This is a genomic window from Vibrio caribbeanicus ATCC BAA-2122, from assembly GCF_000165125.1.
Taxonomy (GTDB): domain Bacteria; phylum Pseudomonadota; class Gammaproteobacteria; order Enterobacterales; family Vibrionaceae; genus Vibrio; species Vibrio caribbeanicus.
In genome coordinates this window covers 1-1,138 of the sequence record NZ_AEIU01000070.1, presented here as the reverse complement: position 1 = coordinate 1,138, position 1,138 = coordinate 1, and the positions used below count along the sequence as shown (strand labels likewise).

Annotated in this window: 1 protein-coding gene; it reads left to right on the top strand. The window is 45.8% G+C overall.

Annotation, left to right across the window (positions count from 1 at the left end):
- Window positions 1-27: 27 nt before the first annotated feature.
- A partial coding sequence (locus RH40_RS21235; protein WP_009601317.1) for a BspA family leucine-rich repeat surface protein occupies window positions 28-1,138 on the top strand: 1,111 nt, incomplete at its 3' end.

Below are 1,138 nucleotides of genomic sequence, written 5' to 3'. Positions count from 1 at the left end.
CTTCCAAGGTAAGGACTATGGAGGGGGATGTTTTCAGGTGCCAAAGCCTTTAACCAACCCATCGGTAATTGGGATACCTCCAAGGTCGGAGATTCTTGGACATACTCAGGAATGGCCGACATGTTTAAAGGTGCCACCAACTTTAACCAACCTATCGACAACTGGGATACCTCCAAGGTAAGGACTATGAGGGGGATGTTTTCAGGTGCCAAAGCCTTTAACCAGCCGATCGGGAACTGGGATACCTCCAGAGTAGAAGGTATGAGGTCGATGTTTGCAGGTGCTGCTAGCTTTAACCAACCCATCGGTAACTGGGATACCTCCAAGGTATCGGATATGAGGAGTATGTTTTCAGGTGCCGCCAAATTTAACCAGCCCATCGGTAACTGGAATATCTCTGCGGTCTCGGATATGGGAGATATGTTTTTAGGTGCCACCAGCTTTAACCAAGATGTTCACCAGTTTGAAGGTAAGGGGCAATTACAAGGCAACACTCTTACTTGCAATGACAGCCCGATTGGCGCGACCTTCAACCATCAGGGTGAAACCTATCTGATTGTTGACGATGAAAGCATTAAAGACCAAGCCCAGCTCGATGAACTGGAACAAGGCCAAATCCGTTTTTGTACTTCTCATGTAACTAATATGAATGGCCTCTTTAGAGGAAGGGAGTACTTTAATGCCGATATCAGTGACTGGGATACCTCCAAGGTTACAAATATGGGACGAATATTTTCAGGTGCCACCAGTTTTAACCAACCCATCGGTAATTGGGATACTTCCAAAGTAAGGGGTATGAGTGTGATGTTTTCAGGCGCTAAAGCCTTTAACCAACCCATCGGTGACTGGAATACCTCCGGGGTATGGGATATGAGGGAGATGTTTTTAGGTGCCGAAGCCTTTAACCAGCCCATCGGGAACTGGGATACTTCCGACGTATTGGATATGAAGGGAATGTTTACAGGCGCTGATAGTTTTGACCAAGAATTGAATCAATGGAAAATCGGTCAATTAAGAGACAACACCATGGTTTGTCGTAACGCAACCGGCCTGCACTATACCTATCAAGGATACACTTATCTTGTCGTTGACGATAATAGCATTAAAGATCGAGCCCTAATCGATAAACGAGTAGTGT